At 62.5% G+C, this 18,176-nt stretch carries 13 protein-coding genes; 8 read left to right on the plus strand and 5 right to left on the minus strand.

What is annotated here, in order from left to right; genetic code table 11:
- Positions 1 to 53 precede the first annotated feature (53 nt).
- The 4 genes from A11A3_RS06885 (at position 54) to A11A3_RS06900 (ending at position 4,576) form a co-directional block, all read left to right on the plus strand.
- Positions 54 to 1,598 carry a phosphoenolpyruvate carboxykinase gene (locus A11A3_RS06885; protein WP_008928553.1) on the plus strand — a complete coding sequence of 515 codons (1,545 nt, stop codon included), beginning with the start codon at positions 54 to 56 and terminating at the stop codon, positions 1,596 to 1,598.
- Between the two features lie 217 nt (positions 1,599 to 1,815).
- Entirely contained in the window at positions 1,816 to 3,108 is a 1,293-nt protein-coding gene (locus tag A11A3_RS06890) for an NAD(P)/FAD-dependent oxidoreductase (protein WP_008928554.1), read from the plus strand.
- Positions 3,109 to 3,215: 107 nt separating this feature from the next.
- Entirely contained in the window at positions 3,216 to 3,605 is a 390-nt protein-coding gene (locus A11A3_RS06895) for a 3D domain-containing protein (RefSeq protein WP_008928555.1), read from the plus strand.
- Positions 3,606 to 3,673: 68 nt separating this feature from the next.
- Entirely contained in the window at positions 3,674 to 4,576 is a 903-nt protein-coding gene (locus A11A3_RS06900) for a YihY/virulence factor BrkB family protein (RefSeq protein ID WP_008928556.1), read from the plus strand.
- Positions 4,577 to 4,594: 18 nt separating this feature from the next.
- Here the strand turns inward: A11A3_RS06900 and A11A3_RS06905 are convergent, their stop codons facing one another.
- Positions 4,595 to 5,959: a TrkH family potassium uptake protein gene (locus A11A3_RS06905; protein ID WP_008928557.1), complete on the minus strand. Its 1,365-nt coding sequence runs from the start codon at positions 5,957 to 5,959 to the stop codon at positions 4,595 to 4,597.
- Positions 5,956 to 6,606: a potassium channel family protein gene (locus A11A3_RS06910; RefSeq protein WP_008928558.1), complete on the minus strand. Its 651-nt coding sequence runs from the start codon at positions 6,604 to 6,606 to the stop codon at positions 5,956 to 5,958. Before A11A3_RS06910 ends, A11A3_RS06905 begins: the two co-directional genes overlap by 4 nt.
- A 171-nt stretch (positions 6,607 to 6,777) precedes the next feature.
- Here A11A3_RS06910 and A11A3_RS06915 point away from each other — a divergent pair, with 171 nt between their 5' ends.
- Complete coding sequence (locus A11A3_RS06915) at positions 6,778 to 7,980, plus strand: lytic murein transglycosylase (protein ID WP_008928559.1); 1,203 nt, start codon at positions 6,778 to 6,780, stop codon at positions 7,978 to 7,980.
- Between the two features lie 91 nt (positions 7,981 to 8,071).
- On the plus strand, positions 8,072 to 9,811 hold the full coding sequence (locus A11A3_RS06920; protein ID WP_008928560.1) for a thioredoxin domain-containing protein: 1,740 nt from the start codon (positions 8,072 to 8,074) through the stop codon (positions 9,809 to 9,811).
- Between the two features lie 3 nt (positions 9,812 to 9,814).
- Here the strand turns inward: A11A3_RS06920 and A11A3_RS06925 are convergent, their stop codons facing one another.
- Positions 9,815 to 12,562, minus strand: coding sequence for a membrane protein (locus A11A3_RS06925; RefSeq protein ID WP_008928561.1), 2,748 nt, complete (start codon positions 12,560 to 12,562; stop codon positions 9,815 to 9,817).
- Between the two features lie 235 nt (positions 12,563 to 12,797).
- Between A11A3_RS06925 and A11A3_RS06930 the strand changes: the two genes are divergently transcribed.
- Both A11A3_RS06930 and A11A3_RS06935 read left to right on the plus strand, forming a co-directional pair.
- The gene (locus A11A3_RS06930) at positions 12,798 to 14,750 is read left to right on the plus strand and encodes a CocE/NonD family hydrolase (protein WP_008928562.1); all 1,953 of its coding nucleotides are present in this window, start codon (positions 12,798 to 12,800) and stop codon (positions 14,748 to 14,750) included.
- A gap of 161 nt (positions 14,751 to 14,911) precedes the next feature.
- Positions 14,912 to 16,096, plus strand: a complete 1,185-nt coding sequence (locus tag A11A3_RS06935) for an MFS transporter (RefSeq protein ID WP_008928563.1) — start codon at positions 14,912 to 14,914, stop codon at positions 16,094 to 16,096.
- 12 nt (positions 16,097 to 16,108) lie between these two features.
- Here the strand turns inward: A11A3_RS06935 and A11A3_RS06940 are convergent, their stop codons facing one another.
- Complete coding sequence (locus A11A3_RS06940; RefSeq protein WP_008928564.1) at positions 16,109 to 16,642, minus strand: porin family protein; 534 nt, start codon at positions 16,640 to 16,642, stop codon at positions 16,109 to 16,111.
- Between the two features lie 128 nt (positions 16,643 to 16,770).
- Positions 16,771 to 18,090: an ATP-binding protein gene (locus A11A3_RS06945; RefSeq protein WP_008928565.1), complete on the minus strand. Its 1,320-nt coding sequence runs from the start codon at positions 18,088 to 18,090 to the stop codon at positions 16,771 to 16,773.
- Positions 18,091 to 18,176: the final 86 nt, after the last annotated feature.

The raw sequence follows: 18,176 nt of genomic DNA on the forward strand, positions 1-18,176 counted from the left end.
AAGACCGGCACGTTTTGTGTACACCTTGCACGGCCACAAGCCCAGGAATGACCATGACCGACCCGATTGTTTATAACGACCTCAGCCCGGCCCAGCTGGTAGAGCTGGCTGTTCAGCGTAACGAAGGCCGCCTGTCCGACACCGGCGCCTTTGTGGCAGAAACCGGTCATCGCACCGGTCGCTCTCCCATGGACCGCTTCATCGTCGATGAGCCGAGCACCAGCGAACACATCCACTGGGGTGCCATCAACCGCCCGTTCCCGGCGGACAAGTTTGATGCCCTGTGGGATCGGGTCTCCCTGGCCGTGGCCGAAGCCGACACCTTTGTCTCCCACCTGCATGTGGGCGCCGATGCGGACCACTACCTGGCCGTGAAAGTCACCGCCCAGACCGCCTGGCACAACCTGTTTGCCAACACCCTGTTCATTCGCCCGGAAAAGTACAACCCGCGCAGCAAGGAAGAATGGCAAATCCTGCACGCCCCGCACTTCCAGTGTGAGCCGGAGCGTGACGGCACCAACTCCGACGGTTGCGTGATTCTCAACTTCGCCCAGCGCAAGGTACTGATCGCCGGCATGCGTTACGCCGGTGAAATGAAGAAGGCCATGTTCTCCGTGCAGAACTTCCTGCTGCCGGAAAAAGACGTTCTGCCGATGCACTGTTCCGCCAACGTGGGCGAAGACGGCGATGTGGCCCTGTTCTTCGGCCTGTCCGGCACCGGCAAGACCACCCTGTCCGCCGACCCGAACCGTTACCTGATCGGTGATGACGAGCACGGCTGGGGCAAGGACGTGGTGTTCAACATCGAGGGCGGCTGCTACGCCAAGTGCATCGACCTGAGCCAGAAGAACGAGCCGGTAATCTGGGATGCCATCAAGTTCGGCGCGGTACTGGAAAACGTCATCATCAATGACGAGACCCGCACCGCCGACTACACCGACGTGTCCCTGACCCAGAACACCCGTGCCGCCTACCCGCTGGAAAACATCGAAAAGCGCGTGATCGAGAACCGCGCCGGCGAGCCCAAGCACGTTATCTTCCTGACCTGCGACCTGACCGGGGTTCTGCCGCCGGTGTCCAAGCTGTCCAAGGAAGCGGCTGCCTATCACTTCCTGAGCGGCTACACCGCTCTGGTAGGCTCCACCGAAATGGGTTCCGGTGGCGGCATCAAGAGCACCTTCTCCACCTGCTTCGGGGCACCCTTCTTCCCCCGTCGTGCCGGCGAATACGCCGAGCTGCTGATCAAGCGCATGGAAGAGTTCGGCTCCAAGGTCTACCTGGTCAACACCGGCTGGACCGGTGGCCCCTTCGGTGAAGGTGAGCGCTTCAGCATCCCCACCACCCGGGGCGTGATCAACGCCATCCTGTCCGGCGAGCTGGACGAGGCTGAAACCGAGCACCTGGACATCATCAATCTGGATGTGCCCAAGAGCGTTCCCGGCGTGGACAGCAACCTGCTGCAGCCGAAGAACACCTGGGCCAACCCGGAAAACTACGAAGCCCGCGCCCGCGACCTGGCCGAACAGTTCGAAAAGAACTTCGCCGAGAAGTACGCGGATGTGTCCGACGACATCCGCGCCGCCGGCCCCAAGGCCTGAGTCCGGTTGCCGTGACAAAAAGCCCGCCTCTGGCGGGCTTTTTTATGGCCGCAACAGGCTGTTTACCGTCTGGACTTGACCGCATAACCGGCTAGACTTGCGGCCACGGCCGGTCCCGCCTTTTCCACGGAACCGCCCGCGCAGCAGCGCCTCAGCCTTTTCATCCTGCGGTGACTATGTTTGATTGGCCGCAAGCCGGCCGCACAGGGAGCCTCCCATGAGTAAACCCAAGATTCTGATCGTTGGCGGCGGTGCCGGCGGCCTGCCGCTGGCCACCCAGCTGGGCCGCAAACTGGGCAAGCGCGGCAAGGCCGACGTGACCCTGGTGGATGCCTCCAGCATTCATGTCTGGAAACCGCGTTTTCACGAAGTGGCCACCGGCGCCATTGATGCGGATCTGGATGCGGTGGACTACCGCGCCCATGCCCGCCTCAACCACTACCGCTTCGAGCCAGGCACCATGACCGCCGTGGACGTGGAAAACCGCACCATCACCCTGGCGCCACTGACCGACGACTACGGCGTCACCGTGCTGCCCGAGCGCCAGCTGCACTACGATTATCTGGTACTGGCCACCGGCAGCCAGAGCAACGACTTCGGTACCCCGGGCGTGCGAGACAACTGCCTGTTCATGGACAGCCGCGCCCAGGCGGAACGCTTTCGCGAGCGCTTCATGAATGCCTGCCTGCACGCCAACTACGAAAACAAGCCGGTGTCCGTGGCCATTGTCGGCGGCGGCGCCACCGGCGTGGAGCTGGCCGCGGAGATCCACCACGCGGTGACCATGCTCAAGTACTACGGCCATGAGCATCTCAACCGTCGCGACCTGCGCGTGGACATCATCGAAGCCGCACCGCGCATCCTGCCGGTGCTCAGTGAGCGAGTGTCGCAAACCGCCACCAAGCGTCTGGAAGCCCTGGGCGTCAAGGTGCGCACCGGCGTGATGGTCAGCGAAGCCACCGAACAGGCCTTTATCACCAAGGACGGCGATCAGATTGCCGCGGATCTGATGGTCTGGGCCGCCGGCGTCAAATGCCCGGAATGGCTGGGCGAGATTGACGGCCTGAGCAGCAACCGCATTAACCAGATCGAAGTGCAGCCCACCCTGCAGGCCAAGGGCCAGGACAATGTCTTCATCATCGGTGATGCCGCCTTCCTGATTCCCGACGGCGCCGAGCGGCCCATCCCGCCGCGAGCCCAGTCCGCCCAGCAGATGGCCCACCATACCGCCCGCAGCCTGCAGTTGCTGGTTGCCGGCAAGGAACCGAAACCGTTCATCTACAAGGACCATGGCTCCCTGGTGTCGCTGTCCAATTACAGCTCCGTGGGCATGCTGATGGGCAACCTGAAGGGCGGCAACTTCTTCGTGGAGGGCTGGCTGGCACGCATGATGTACATCAGCCTCTATCGCATGCACCAGGCGGCGCTTTACGGCTGGCCCCGCACCGTCATGTTGCTGATTGCCGGGCGTTTCAACAAACTGGTGCGCCCGCGCCTGAAGCTGCACTGATCCCCGCGGGGCGCCGCCCGGCGCCCCGTCTCTTACTATTGCCTTGATCACCCCTTCACGGTCGCCCTGCCAGCGTGGTAACACATAAACAACGACAGGGGGACTTTATGCGACTGGCTCTGACACTGGCTGGCCTGACCCTGGCCACCACCCTGACCGGCTGCGACAACACCACTGAAAAAGCCCGAGAAGTGCGCGCCTCCGCCTACACACTGTCCGAAGCGGAAACCAAGAAAGGCAATGTGGGCCTGGCGGCCTGGGGCGACCAGCTGAAACCGGGCATGAAGGCCATTGCCGTCTCCCGGGATCTGATCCAGGCCGGCCTCACCCACAATACGGAAGTCACCATCGAGGGGCTGCCCGGCACCTATACGGTGCTCGACAAGATGAACAAGCGCTGGACCGACCACATCGACATCCTTATGGCCGACCGCCAAGATGCCCGTGACTGGGGGCGCCAGGACGTGACCATCCGCTGGGAAGTGCCCGCCGAGTAAATGGCGCCGGTCGCCACACCCGGTAGCAGTGGTTACACTGCCATCAGTACAGGGACGCCGGGATCACCATGAAAGATGTTGCGCGCTATGCCTTCGGCATACTCAAACAGACGGTCAATTACTGGCTGGAAGGCCACGCGGTCAGTTACGCCGGCGCCCTGGCTTTCTTCACCCTGTTTTCCATGGCGCCGGTGGTCATCCTGGCGGTCAAGGTGATTTCGCTGGTGATGAGCAGCGATGCGGCCATGGCGCAGATCATGTCGCAGCTGCAGGACACCATCGGTGCCGACGCCGCCGACCAGGTGCGCAGCGCCGTGGCCAACTCCCAATTCAACGATACCGGGTTGTTTGCCAGCCTTATGAGTCTGGCACTGATTATTGTTGGCGCCACCACCGTGTTCGCGCAGATGCAGCGCTCGCTCAACACCATCTGGGAAGTGGCGCCGCGACCGTCGCGCAACACCATCGTGGCCCTGGTCAAAAGCCGCCTGCTGTCACTGACCATCGTGCTGTCACTGGGCTTTGTGCTGATGGTCTCCCTGCTGCTGAGCGTGGCGGTCAGCGCCGTGCTGGAATATGCCCGCAGCTGGCTGCCGATCCCCGGCGAGCTGGTGATGGTGACCGAACTGATGATATCGGTGCTGGTGATTGCGCTGCTGTTTGCCACCATGTTCCGCCTGCTGCCGGATGTGGTGCTGCGCTGGAAGGATGTGTTGCCCGGCGCCGTGGTCACCGCCGGCCTGTTCGTGATCGGCCGCGCCCTGATAGCCCTCTACCTGGCCCACACGGCCACCGCCTCCACCTATGGGGCGGCCGGCTCGCTGGTGGTATTGCTGCTGTGGGTCTACTACTCGTCGCTGATATTGCTGTTCGGCGCCGCCTTCACCCGCGCCCACACCGAAGCGCGGGGCATCAAGGTCAAGGCGCGCAGCACCGCGGTACGCATCAAGCGCCAGCATGTTGATGCCTGACAAGGCCGTCACACATCACTAGCCGATGTGCACCTCTCCTTCCGGGTAACCGATGGCCTGCTGACTGCGGCGGGTCAACAGGAAGGACAGGGTCAACGGCCCCACCCTGCCCACGAACATCAACAACATCAGGATGCACTGCCCGGGCTCGGACAACTCGGCAGTGATGCCCCGTGACAGGCCCACGGTGCCAAACGCCGACACCACCTCGAAGGTCAGGTCTTCAAAGCCGAGACGGGCATCGGTGATCGACAGCGCCATCAGCGCCATGAACACCACACCACAGGCAATAAATGTCACCGCCAGCGCCTTGAACACCAGCGCCGAGGATATCTGCCTGCCATAGACCACCGGCAACGGCCGCCCGCGCAGAAACGCCCGGGTGGCCATCAACAGCACCATGAAGGTAGTGACCTTGATACCACTGCCTGTGGAGTTGGTACCGGCCCCGATGAACATCAGCAGCAGATAAAGCAGCGAGGTGGGCAGACTCAGGGCACTCATGTCGACCACGTTGAAGCCGGCGGTGCGCGGCGTCACCGCCTGAAACCAGGCCGCCGCCAGTTTGTCACTGGTAGAGGCCATGCCACCCAGGGTGCCCGGGTTGCGCCACTCGGCCAGCAGGAAAAACAGCAACGCCAACAGAATCAGGCCGGCGGTGCCGGTGAACATCAGCTTGCTGTGCAGGCTCAGGGTCTTCCAGCGCATGCCGCGCCGGAACTCCGCCAGCACGGTAAAACCGAGCCCGCCAATAATGATCAGCGCGGTAATGATCAGCACCACCGGCCAGTTGCCGGCCCAGGCGCTGAGGCTGTCGGCACTGAGTGCAAAGCCGGCATTGTTGAAGGCGGAAACCGCATAGAACAGGCTGTGGAAGAAGCCCGATGACCAACCCAGCGCCGGCACCCATACCGTCATCAACAGCAACAGGCCCACCGACTGCACCACCACCACCATGACCAGAATGCGCCGGATCAACCAGGCAATGTCACTGACCCGGGTGTAGTTCATGCAGTCACGAATAAGACGCTGCTCGCCGATGCCCAGACGGTGCCCCATGGCCAGCAGGGTAGCCGCAGCAAAGGTCATGATGCCGATGCCCCCGGCTTCGATCAGCAACAGGATGATGCACTGTCCGAAAAGGGTGAACTGGCTGCCGGTATCCACCACCGACAGGCCGGTAACGGTGACCGCCGAGGTGGCGGTAAACAGGGCCTGTATCCAGGTAATGGAAACATGGGTGGCATCCGGCAGCTTGAGCAACAGCGTACCCAGCACGATCAGTAACAGAAAGCTGATCGACAGCACCGCCGGCGGCGACAGCATGGGCTGCAGGGTGCGGGCCTTGTGGTAGCCCCGGGGGCGTCCGAACCAGAGCCTCATTGTTTCTTGGCAAACCGCAGCAGGTTATGCATGGTGCCCAGCAGCACCAGCTGATCCCGTTCGCGCAGCACCAGGTCGGTAAAGGGCGCCTGCCAGACTTCCGTGCCGCGTTTGACCAGGGTCAGGCGCAGATCATGGTCTTCCAGCGGCAGCTCCACGGCGGGCTGGTCGGCAAAACGCTCGTCCACCTTCACTTCCACCACCAGCCAGTCATTGCCCAGCGGGATATAATCGAGCATCTCCGGGTGCAGCAGGGTCTGGGCCACGCGAATACCCATTTCGTGCTCCGGGTGAATAATACGATCCGCCCCCAGCCGGAACAGGATGCGGTGGTGAGCCTCACTGATGGCCTTCACCCAGACCTGTTTGACCTTGGCATTCTTCAGCGCCAGGGTAGTGAGAATGCTGGCTTCGAGATTCTCACCGATCGCCACCACCACGGCGTCGTAGGCGGGCAGATCCAGCTCTTCCACCACCTTGTCGCTGGCACCGTCGGCGATTAGCGTCTGTGACAACTGGTCGGCATAGTACTCCACCCGCGAGGCATCACTATCAATGCCCAGCACATCATGGCCCAGACGGGTCAGTTCCAGTGCCACAGTCGAACCGAAACTGCCCAGGCCAATCACCGCATACTGATGTTTCACAGTCTCTCCTTGTGACTCGACAAGGCGCGAACTCGCGGCCCTGTTTCCGCGTCATAAAATACAGAGGCGATCACCTTTGACGCGTTTTTACAGCGACGCCCCTGAAAAACAACGCTATCCTTTTCTGCGGCGGCCGTCATGGTGCCGCCGGCATTTTTGTATGGAGACAGCATGCTTTCCCCGCGTTTTCTTTCCCTGGCCACCGCTGCCGCCCTGATGCTGTGTAGCCCGGCCAGCCGGGCCCTGGACCCCCAGACCTTCGACCTCTGTGTGGGCAAACTGCGCAAACAGGCACTGGATGCGGACATTCCCGCCCAGGTAATCAGCGATACCCTCAACCGGGTAGAGCTGGACCCGAAAGTGGTGGAGCTGGACCAGAGCCAGCCGGAATTCACCAGCAGCTTCGCCGACTACTTTACCCGCCGGGTCAGTGATACCCGCATCGAAAAGGGCCGGCACTATCGCCAGACCCTGGCGCCCCTGCTGACGCAACTGACCCGCGAGTACGGCGTGCCCGGACGCTACCTGCTGGCCTTCTGGGGGCTGGAAACCAATTACGGCAGCTTCATCGGCAATACCCCCACACTCAATGCGCTGGCCACCCTCGCCTGTGAAGGGCGTCGGGGCGACTATTTCAGCGCCGAGCTGCTCAATGCCCTGCGCATTATCCAGGCCGGCGATATCGATGCGGCACAAATGAAGGGCTCCTGGGCCGGCGCCATGGGTCAGGTGCAGTTCATGCCGGCGGTCTTTCTGCGCTACGCGGTGGACGGCGACGGCGACGGCCACCGTAACCTGTGGCAAAGCACACCGGATGCGCTGGCCTCCGCCGCTCACTTTCTGCAGGGCCTGGGTTGGCAGCGAGAGCAGCGCTGGGGCCGGGAGGTACTGCTGCCGGAACAGTTTGATTTCAGCAAGGTGGGGCTCGACCAGTCGCTCAGCCTGGCCGAGTGGAATGCCCTGGGACTGCGCATGACCAACGGCCAGCGCCTGGCTGAGACGGTGGACTGGAAAGCCTCTCTGCTGCTGCCGTCCGGCCACTGCGGGCCGGCCTTTCTCGTCTACCCCAATTTCCGGGTGATCATGGGCTGGAACCGCTCGGAATCCTATGCCCTGGCCGTGGGTCGACTGGCGGATCGCATCGCCGGCGCCGGCCCCCTGCGCCATGCGCCGGTGGACGCCCCACGCCTCAGCCGTGAACAGGTCACGCAGCTACAGCAAACCCTCAACCAGCAGGGATTTGACGCCGGCGAGGCGGACGGCCTGCTGGGCCCGGGCACCCGCAGCGCCCTGGCCCGCTACCAGCAACAGCACGGCATGATCGCCGACGGTTTCCCGGACCGGGAGGTACTGCAGGCGCTGGGCATTCTCTAGGGAACCTCTGAAAAACCCGGCAACCATCATTCACGCTCCACTCCCCCACTGTGGAGCAATCAGTTGCCAATCAGGCAAACAGAGGTGAACCATGAAGCGGCGTATTCTGGTGTGGTTGCTGGGCATGCTGCCGGCCCTGGCCGGTGCGGCCATCTCCTGGCAGCCATGGTCACCCGCCCTGTTCGAGCAGGCTCGCCAGCAGCACAAGCTGGTACTGTTGAACCTTGCCGCCGGCTGGTGTCACTGGTGCCATGTAATGGATCACAACACCTATTCGGATCCCCGAGTAACCGCTTACCTACAGCAACATTACCTGACCATCAAAGTCGACCAGGATTCCCGCCCGGACCTTGCCAATCGCTACCGGGATTACGGTTGGCCGGCCACCGTCATCTTTCTGCCCGACGGCTCCGAACTGGTCAAACGGGCCGGTTATATCGACCCGGACGCCTTCCTTTCACTGTTGCAAACAGTGGCAGAAAACCCCGCCCCGCTTACGGATACCCCGACGACCCGGCCCGTTACTCAGCACGCGCTCAGCGATACCCTTCGCCACTCTCTGGAAGAGCGTCACCGGAAAAGCTATGACCAGACGCATGGCGGCCTGAAACTGGCGCAGAAATTTCTGGACGCAGACAGTGTGGAATACATGCTGCTACAGGCACGGCTTGGCGATGGCACCGAGGGCGAACGCGCCAGGCAAACACTGAACAGTGCCGCCCGGCTGATTGATCCGGTATGGGGTGGCGCCTATCAGTATTCCACCGGAGGTGACTGGCACTACCCGCACTTTGAAAAAATCATGTCGGTACAAGCCGATTATCTTCGTCTGTACAGCCTGGCCTACGCGCAATGGCAAGCCCCTGAAGACCTGGCCCGAGCCAGGGCCATTCGAGACTATCTGCTCACATTTCTGCGCAGCCCCGAGGGCGCCTTCTATACCAGCCAGGATGCCGACCCTATTCCCGGACAGCATGGCGCCGACTATTTTGCCCTCAATGATGCGGACCGTCGCCGGGCAGGCATTCCCCATATCGATACTCACCGCTACAGCCGTGAAAACGGCTGGGCCAGCGAAGCCCTGGTACAGCTCTACCAGGCCAGCGGTGACAAGCAGGCATTACAGGCGGCAGTACAGTCCATGGACTGGGTACTGGCGCACCGGCGCCTCCCCGGCGGCGGCTTCCGACATGATCAGCAGGATCCGGCCGGCCCTTACCTGGCGGACTCTCTGGCGGCAGGCAAAGCCTGCCTGGCGCTCTATCAGGCGACAGCCCAACGGCGCTGGCTGGCCTGTGCAACGCAGGCGGCGGATTTCATCCATGACCGTTTCGCGTCCGCGGCAGGCGTAGTCACCGCCGTGAAAGCCCCGGATAGCCCGCTGCAGCCAACGGCGGATATCGAAGAGAACATCCATCTTGCCCGCTTTGCCAATCGCCTTTATCAATATACCGGCAAAGAAGACAACCGAATGCTGGCCCGTCAGGCCATGGGCTTTCTCGCCACTCCAGCCGTGGCGAAAGCCCGCATCGAAGATGCCGGCATACTGCTGGCTGACAGAGAGCTTGGCCAGGCCCCGGCGCATTACACCGTGGTTGGCCACAGGGATGCGACCACGGCGGCGGCCTTGTTCGAGGTGGCCCTGCGTCAGCCTGGCAGCTACAAGCGAATAGAGTGGTGGGACCGGCGCGACGGGCCATTGCCACGCGGTGACGTGGATTACCCGACAACCGGTAAAGCCGCCGGCTACTTTTGCACCGATAGTCGCTGCTCATTGCCGGCCTTCGACGCACAGCATTATCAGGCACTGATCAACCGCCTCAGGCAATGAAGCTCAGAAGCTCACCCCCAGGCTGGCATTGACACTGTGCGCGTCGGTGATCCGGTCATCATCGGTGTAGGCATACTCAACACCCGCGCGCAGCGGCGCCCGGTGAACCAGCAACAACTCCAGATCCAGGCCGACGACGGCCTGATTGAGAGCCACATCCACACTGTCAAAATCCAGATCATAGTGGCGGTAGCGCAGGTGCAGGGCCTCGCGGCGCAGGGATACCGGTGACTTGAACAGGTACAGGGGCAGGTTGATGACCTTTGACAGGCTCGCTTCGCCAAAGCTGGCCCGGCGGGCATAGTAGGTGCCCTTCAGTGCCGGGATCACCAGCCGCGACGGGTCATTGGCAATGTAGTCCTGGGCGTCGTCAAGCTCCACCCCGCGCCGACCAGCCTGGCTAATTGGTGCATCGCTGCGCGAGAACTGCCCCCGTGCACCCAGATAGAATTCCGCCGGCAGGTCGGTCATCAGGCTCAGGGTGCCGCCGTAACTGCTGTCATCCCGGTCATCCACCTGGTAGGCACCCAGGTCGAACGCCTTGTTGGGCAGGTAGCTGTTGCCAAACCGGGTGGTGCGATTCAGGCGCCACTGGGCCGCCAGCGGTTCGCGCTCGTCCAGGTGATAATCCTGGTACCAGGTGCCGGCCAGTTCGCTGTACCAGTAACCGGTCTGCAACAGCGGCAGGCGCAGCTCGGCACTGAGGCCATGATTGCGGGCGTCCTCCGGCGGCGTTTCCCGGTCCAGCTGATCGTCAGTAACCCAGTACTGCTTGATGCCACCAATCAGGAAAAACTGGTTATTGCTGTAGCCCAGCCCGGACACCTTGCTCAGGTCGCTGTCGCGGTAGCTGAACAGGGACAGTTGATTCTGCTCCAGCGGGTCGGCAAAACGAACCTGCACGTTATAGAGCGTGTGGGTATCGGATTCGTCCTGGGGAGTTGCGGGGTCATCATCGTCACTGAGCAGGGACAGATACACATCACTGCCGCTGTAACGCAGCGCCGTCCATGAATGGTAGGGGCGATCCAGGGTCAGCGGTTGAGAAGGAGCGTCCGTGGTCAGGTTATCCGCCTGACCGGCCGGGGTATCCCAGCGCAGGGTTCGTACGAACGGCTGCCCGGATCGAGGCTGCAGAGATTTCAGGTAATAGCCGTAATGGTCCGCCTGGATGGCCACCGCCAGTACCCGCTCATCATCCAGCAAGCGCGCCGCGACGATGTCATCCTCCGGCAGCACCCGCACCACCGCCCCGTCGGTGGCCACCCGGTACAGGGCCGAGCCGTACTCACTGTTGGCCACGAACAGCACACGCCCCTGACTGTCCACATCCGCCACCACACCATAGTAACCCTGGTAGTGATAGAGCGGCGTGCGATTGCGATAGAGGGTACGCTCGGCACCGTTCTGCACGAAGTAATAAAGGTCATCGCCGTGTACCTCCACGGAGGAATTCACCTGGCCGTAGAATTGCTCACCCACATACAGTTGCGGCTGGTCATAGGAGCTGGCCACATCGAAGTACACCGGCACACCGGCGCGGGTATACCCCTGAATCACGCGGCCACGGGTATCGCCTTTGAGGATGGCACTTTCACTGTAGAGTCCCTGGGAAATTCGCCAGGGGGAACTGTAGGCACTGGCCATGGACCAGGTGCTGCCAGCATGGCGAAACAGCTCGCCGGCCCGGAAGGTGGTGCGGGTCTTTTGCAGGGTGGCGGTGTGGCGGTCCAGCTCGACCTTGTAAGGCGCTCGCACATCCTGGGGGCTGGCCAGAAAAAATATCTCCTTGCTATCACTGTTGAGCGCATTGAAATGCTTGGAGGTCATCAACGGCGTGCCGGAAGACATCACCGCCTTGTCCGCCTGCTGGCGTTCATGGGCGACCCAATCCGCAAAGGTACTGTCAAAGTCCTTGCCAATGGCCGTTTGCAGCGGCGCATTGGTCACGAAGGGCAGATACCAGTAACGCGAGCGCACCTTGAAGTAGCGGTTGGTGGCATCCAGCCCGTAATGGTCTGCCAGGAAATACTGATAGTGACTGCCCAGCGCATAGCTGTTTTCCCCGTAGGGAAAAAACAGCGTCTGATTGTAGGCCCGCGCCGGGGTCAGCTCGCCGGCCTTTGCCTTGGCGTGCACCAGCGCATCGAAGCGGCCACTGTAGAGACGCCCGCCATTTCCGTGGCGCGACTCATTGAGCACCGCGTTGCCCTCAAGCATGAAAGACGACTCGAACGCATTGGGCACAATGGCCGGGAAAAACGGCAACATGAAGCTGCCATTACCGAGCACCGTATGCAGCGACCGGGAAACCCGGTTGTCCTTGGCATTGAGCTGGTAGTTGTGGGCCGTCTCGTGAAACAGCAGGGTATCGAGCCAGGAGGTGGCAGCAAAATAATCCACCGCGGCGGCGCCGCCGACGTAATTGATTTGCCGGTTGAGGGGATACTGGGTGGAGAAGCCGTTGGCAATTTGATTGTTGTCGGAAATCAGCCCCACGTTCAGGGGAGCATCCATGCGGTAACCGAAGGTGGCCTCATAATCCGGCTGCAGGGACAGCTCGACGCCGGCGGCGTGCTCGGCAAACGTTTTGTTCTGCTGCGTGAAAATCAACTCGGTATTGCGCACCGTGGCCCGGTAGTAAGGCACATCCTGGGGTACCACCGTCGGGTTGCGCTGTACCAGGGGTTCCGCCCAGGCCCCGGATGCCACCGACAGACAGACCAGCCACCACCCTCCCCGTTTCACCATCTTCCTGTTCCCTGTTTTGTTCTTCGGCGCCCAGCATAGCGGACCCGGCACCGAAAAAGGTATTCATAATCCGGCGGGGTGTCGCGCCATTTACAGCCACGTTACAGAGAGCCGGCACGTGGTGACAACGGCTCACACAGGTCACAACAGAGTGGCAAACGCCTCTTGCCTAAACTTGCACATAAGCAAAATTGCGGGGCCTGTCGGCCCCACGAATAACAAGAGGGGTGAAATCATGTTTTCTACATTGTCTGCCATTCGCGGGCTCGGGGCCGGCGTTTGCCTGGCCCTGTCAGTGACGTTGGCCGCCTGCGGAGGCGGAGGTGGCGGTGGCGCCACACCGACTGACAACGCGACGACGGCCACACCCAATGCCGGGCCAGATACCGAAACGCCCGCGCCGGCCCAACCCAAGGCCGCAAACCTGGACTGGGGCACAGCCTATGATCGTGAGGAGGAATACCCCAACACGGTCACCCTGCCGCAGTTGCTGATCACCATGAGCGACGGCACCCGGCTGGCCGCCAGCGTGACCCTGCCCGCCGATGAAAACGGCAATGCCATTGACGGCAGTTTCCCTACCGTGGCCACCTTTACCGGCTACAGCCAGACCTACACGGCGTCGATCTTTTCCGACCCGGCCCTGGTCAAGCGCGGCTATGCCTATATTACCGTGGACATGCGCGGCACCGGCGCATCGGAGGGTACTTGGCAGGCCTTTACCGAAACCGACCACCAGGACATCAGCACCCTGCTCGACTACATCGCCGCCCAACCCTGGTGTAACGGTCGTATCGGCATGAACGGGGCCTCCTACATGGGCATCACCGGTCTGCTGGCCGGTGCTACTGGCAACCCGCACCTGAAAGCCATTTTTGCCATCGTCCCCATGGGCGATGCCTACCGGGATATCGTTTTCTCCGGCGGCCAGATCAATGCCGGTTTCATTCCGCTATGGATTGCCCTGGTCACCGGTCTGGGCATCATTCCCACCCAGACCGGGCTGGATAACGGCGAGCCGCAGTACTACCTGGAAACGCTGCTCGATCATCTCACCGGCAGCCTCACGGATTTCCCGGTACCGGTGGTGGCCGATGCCCTGCTGGGTGGCGACTACAGCTATGACAGCGAATTCTGGCGCATCAAGTCGCCGCTGGAGTACACCGACCGCATCCAGGCCCCCACCTTTGTGGTCGGCGGTCTCAACGACCTGTTCCAGCGCGGCGAACCGCTGCTCTACGAGGCACTGAAAGACCACACCAATGCCAAGTTGCTGATCGGCCCCTGGGAACACCTGGCCGGCTCTCTGGGCGCCGGGCTGCCCGCCGATGGCGTGCCGGCCCTGTCCAACATCCGCCTGGCCTGGTTTGACCACTACCTGAAAGACATGGACACCGGCGCCCAGGATTATCCGCCGGTGACCCAGTACTACACCGGCGCCGAGCGCTACATCACCGCCGCCGACTGGCCCCATCCGCAGGCCAGCGCGAAAACCTTCTACCTGCACGGCAAGACCCTGCCGCTGGCCGGTACCGTGGACAACAGCGCGCCCACCGGCAAGGCCCAAACCACCATCGTGCAACAACCGGTCAACGGCCTGTGTTCCGCCAGCGCCAGCCAGTGGACCGCCGGCGTTCTGGGGCTGGTGGTACCGCCCTGCAAGGCACAAGGCAACCTGACCGAATTGCTGGAAGCGGTTTACACCACCGCGCCACTGGAGCAGGACATGGCCATCAACGGCCCCATCGGCGCACAGATCTGGGCGTCCACCACGGCCCTGGATGCGGATATCGTGGTGCGCATCAGCGACGTGGATGCCAATGGCATTTCCCGCCAGCTCACCGACGGCATCCAGATGGCCTCCATGAGCCACTTTGATCTGGCCCGTACCCGCTTCATGGACGGCAAGATGATTCAGCCCTGGCATCCTTTCACCAAGGCCTCCAAACAGGGCATCACGCCACTCACCCCCTTCCGGGCGGATGTGGAAGTCTTCCCCACCAGCGCCGTGATCAAGGCCGGCCACCGGCTGCGCATCAGCGTCGGCGCCAGTGACCTGCCCCATGGCCTGAGCACGGTGCCCAACCTGCTGTCCAGCCTGATCGGCGGGCTCACCGTCTACAGCACGCCGGCCATGCCGTCGCGAGTCAATATTCCGCTGGTGCCCACCAGTGCACTGACACACTGACGTCACCACCAGCATCAAACACTGAACCGTAACGGGGCCTGTCGGCCCCGTTACGGTTTTTGCTTGTTGGCGCCATAGCCAATACCTACTTCGTTTGTTCATGCGGCTCTGACAGAATGCCCCGCCCTGTTGTCCCACTGTCTCTTGCAGCTGGAGAGTCCATGTCTTCCCACACCCCCTCACATCCCCGGCTGGCGGAACTGGCGCTGGCACTGGGTGGTTTTGGTATCGGTACCGGCGAGTTTGTCATCATGGGTTTGATGAACCGGGTCGCCGGCGATCTGCAGGTCGCCGTACCGGATGTGGGCTATGCCATCAGTAGTTACGCCCTGGGCGTGGTAATCGGCGCCCCGCTGATTTCTGCCTTTGCCGCCCGGGTGCCCAAACGGGCCCTGCTGATCGCGCTGATGCTGGTGTTCGCCCTGGGCAATATGGCCAGCGCCCTGGCGCCGGGCTTCTGGAGTTTCGTGGGGCTGCGTTTTCTGGCCGGCCTGCCCCATGGCGCCTACTTCGGCGTGGCGGCCCTGGTGGCCGCCGGCGCCGTGCCCCTGCACCAGCGCGCCCGGGCGGTGGGCCGGGTCATGAGTGGGCTGACGCTGGCGATCCTGCTGGGTGCACCACTGGCCACCTGGGCCGGCAACCTGCTGGGCTGGCAGGTGGCCTTTATCGGGGTCGGCGTCATTGCCCTGCTGACCACCGGCCTGATTACCCTGTGGGTGGCACCGCAACCTGCGGACCCGGATGCCAGCCCGAAGCGGGAGCTGTCCGCCCTGATCAAACCCCGGGTGCTGGTAACACTGGGGGTGGCCAGTATCGGCTTTGGCGGCATGTTTGCCGTGTTCAGCTACGTGATGCCCACGCTCACCGGGCAGGCCGGCATGGCCGAGGCGTGGGGGCCACTGGTGCTGGCGGTATTCGGCGTCGGCACCATTGTCGGCAACCTGGCCGGCGCCCGGGCGGCGGACCGCAACCTGATGCGGGCCATCCCCGGCATTCTGATCTGGTGTGCGCTGGTGCAGGGGCTGTTCTTCTTCGCCGCCAACACTATCTGGGCCGGCATTCTCTTCACCGGCCTGGTGGGTACCAGCATCGCCCTGGGGCCGGCCCTGCAGACACGGCTGATGGATGTGGCGGAGGATGCCCAGACCATGGCCGCCTCGCTCAACCACGCGGCTTTCAACATGGCCAATGCGCTGGGCGCCTGGCTGGCGGGAATCACGGTCAAACAGGGCGTGGTCTGGTCAAGCACCGGTCTGGTGGGCACGGCGCTGGCGCTGGGCGGCCTGCTGATCTTCATCGCCGGCCGCTGGCAGGAAAAACGTCGTCAGGCCGCTATCGCCGCCTGACGACGGTGACACTCAGAAACGGTGCACGTAGCCCACATTGATGGTGGTCAGGTCGTAACCGTCATCGTCATCAAGCATCAACCACTCCACGTTGATGGCATGCTGCGGCGCCAGGTTGAAATCCACCCCGGCCCCGTAGGACGGGTCACTGGCGGTACGCTCTTCGGTGCTGCTACCCAGCAGGCCACTCACCTTGATATCAGCCTGGGCACTGGAGTGACCGGCCAACAGGTAGGGCGACACCGGCAGGGACTTGTCCAGCCCCAGCTTCAGGTAGGCGCCGACCAGCCATTTGGGATCGATTTCCACCGAGCTCATTTCGTCACTGTCGATGCCGTAGCCCAGACGCCCTTCCACCGCCACATTGGGCGTGAACTGCAGACCAAAGCGGGCCTGCAGCGCGGATGGCTCAAAATCATCGCCATCGGTTTCCTGATTCAGGGCGTTGTACATCAGCCCCACATAGCCATCCTGCTGATACATGCCGCCGGCAAAAGCCGGCAGGCTACACGCCAGCAAGCCCGTGGCGAGAAGCACTTTTTTCATGGCAGAAACTCCCTGTGTCCTTGTTGGTGCGATTGTTGTTTTGCGGTCACATGACCGTCACAAACAGCATGCCAGACAGCCGGCCAGACTCAACAACGGCTCTCACCGAATAACAAAAAAACACGCGATCAACGCACGCCGGCGGACAGGGACTCCGGCTGCACGAACTGGCCAGTAACCGGGAAGTGAATGGTGACCTGCAAGCCGCCCTCGGGGTGGTTGGCCAGGGCGATACGACCGTGGTGCATGTCCACAATCCGTTTGACGATAGCCAGGCCCAGGCCACTGCCACTGAGGGTGCGGGCCTTTTCCCCGCGGGAGAAGGGTTGCAGCAACAGGGGAATATCATCTTCACGCACGCCCTTGCCATGATCTCGCACGGTCAGGCAGACGGTGTTCTCGTCCACCCGGGTGGCCACTTCCACCGGCGCGGCGCCGTATTTGAGGGCATTGCCGATCAGGTTGGCCAGCATGCGTTTAACGGTCAGCCGTTTGAGCATCAACCGGGGCAGATCCTGCAGGTCGAAGCCGAGCTGGTCCGGCGGGTACTTGCCGGCCACTTCCTGAATCAGGGCATTGAGGTTTTCAAAGTCCGGCTGCTCGTCGGCGCCATCGCGAATAAAGGCGATGAACTGATCGAGGATGGCATCCATGTCCTCGATATCCTCGATAATGCCCTGGGACAGCTCCCGGTCATCCAGGAATTCCGCCGACAAACGCAATCGCGTCAGCGGCGTACGCAGGTCATGGGACACCCCCGCCAGCAGCAGGGCCCGGTCGCGCTGGGCCTGCTGCAGATCGCTGGTCATGCGATTGAAGGCCGCATTCACCGCCTGGATTTCCTCTGGCCCCAGGGTGGTATCGAGCACCGGCACCGCCTCGCCACGGCCCACTTTCAGCGCCACCCGGGCCAGCCGGCGCAGGGGCAGGTTGAGCCCACGGGCAATCAGCAGCCCGCCAATGATCGACAGCAGCGGCACCGCCACGCCCCAGCCCAGCAACAGGTAGCGATCATAGTCGCGGAAGAAGGCCATCGGCACCCGCAGCCAGTGCTGCTGGAAGGACGGCGCCGTCACCCAGAGGGTCGGCTCGCGGTTGTCTTCCACCCGCACAGTCACCGGCTCGGAGAGCAGCTCCTGCACTTCTTCGCGAAAGCGCTCCACCACCGGCCGGGCCACCAGCAGACTGCGGTCGCCGTGCAGGTTCTCCGGCTGCCCCAGCTCGATACCGGTGGCCTGCCCCAGGCGCCGAGCCATCTGCGCGTCTTCACCGCCATCATGGGCAAAGGCCAGTTCCGCCTGAAGTACGGTCAGCCGGGCATATTCGCGGATACCGGGCAGGTAGGCATTGCGGGCAAAAAACCACAGGGTCAGCGCCTGGCTGATGCCGATCACCAGCCCCACCACAATGGCGGAACGGACAAAGGCGGTACGGGGATAAAATTTCATAAGGGCTCGCTGACACGCAAACACGCTTCACGCCGGCACGCAAAGACAGAAAAGACCATCCTACGCTTTTCGCGTGAAAGGGTGCA

The organism is Alcanivorax hongdengensis A-11-3 (assembly GCF_000300995.1).
GTDB classification, from domain to species: domain Bacteria; phylum Pseudomonadota; class Gammaproteobacteria; order Pseudomonadales; family Alcanivoracaceae; genus Alcanivorax; species Alcanivorax hongdengensis.

What these genes read in the sequence shown, in the direction of transcription:
- A11A3_RS06885 (WP_008928553.1), top strand. Translation starts at nt 54, where the DNA reads ATGACCGACCCGATTGTTTATAACGACCTCAGCCCGGCCCAGCTGGTA.
- A11A3_RS06890 (WP_008928554.1), top strand. Translation starts at nt 1,816, where the DNA reads ATGAGTAAACCCAAGATTCTGATCGTTGGCGGCGGTGCCGGCGGCCTG.
- A11A3_RS06895 (WP_008928555.1), top strand. Translation starts at nt 3,216, where the DNA reads ATGCGACTGGCTCTGACACTGGCTGGCCTGACCCTGGCCACCACCCTG.
- A11A3_RS06900 (WP_008928556.1), top strand. Translation starts at nt 3,674, where the DNA reads ATGAAAGATGTTGCGCGCTATGCCTTCGGCATACTCAAACAGACGGTC.
- A11A3_RS06905 (WP_008928557.1), bottom strand. Translation starts at nt 5,959, where the DNA reads ATGAGGCTCTGGTTCGGACGCCCCCGGGGCTACCACAAGGCCCGCACC.
- A11A3_RS06915 (WP_008928559.1), top strand. Translation starts at nt 6,778, where the DNA reads ATGCTTTCCCCGCGTTTTCTTTCCCTGGCCACCGCTGCCGCCCTGATG.
- A11A3_RS06920 (WP_008928560.1), top strand. Translation starts at nt 8,072, where the DNA reads ATGAAGCGGCGTATTCTGGTGTGGTTGCTGGGCATGCTGCCGGCCCTG.
- A11A3_RS06925 (WP_008928561.1), bottom strand. Translation starts at nt 12,562, where the DNA reads ATGGTGAAACGGGGAGGGTGGTGGCTGGTCTGTCTGTCGGTGGCATCC.
- A11A3_RS06930 (WP_008928562.1), top strand. Translation starts at nt 12,798, where the DNA reads ATGTTTTCTACATTGTCTGCCATTCGCGGGCTCGGGGCCGGCGTTTGC.
- A11A3_RS06935 (WP_008928563.1), top strand. Translation starts at nt 14,912, where the DNA reads ATGTCTTCCCACACCCCCTCACATCCCCGGCTGGCGGAACTGGCGCTG.
- A11A3_RS06940 (WP_008928564.1), bottom strand. Translation starts at nt 16,642, where the DNA reads ATGAAAAAAGTGCTTCTCGCCACGGGCTTGCTGGCGTGTAGCCTGCCG.
- A11A3_RS06945 (WP_008928565.1), bottom strand. Translation starts at nt 18,090, where the DNA reads ATGAAATTTTATCCCCGTACCGCCTTTGTCCGTTCCGCCATTGTGGTG.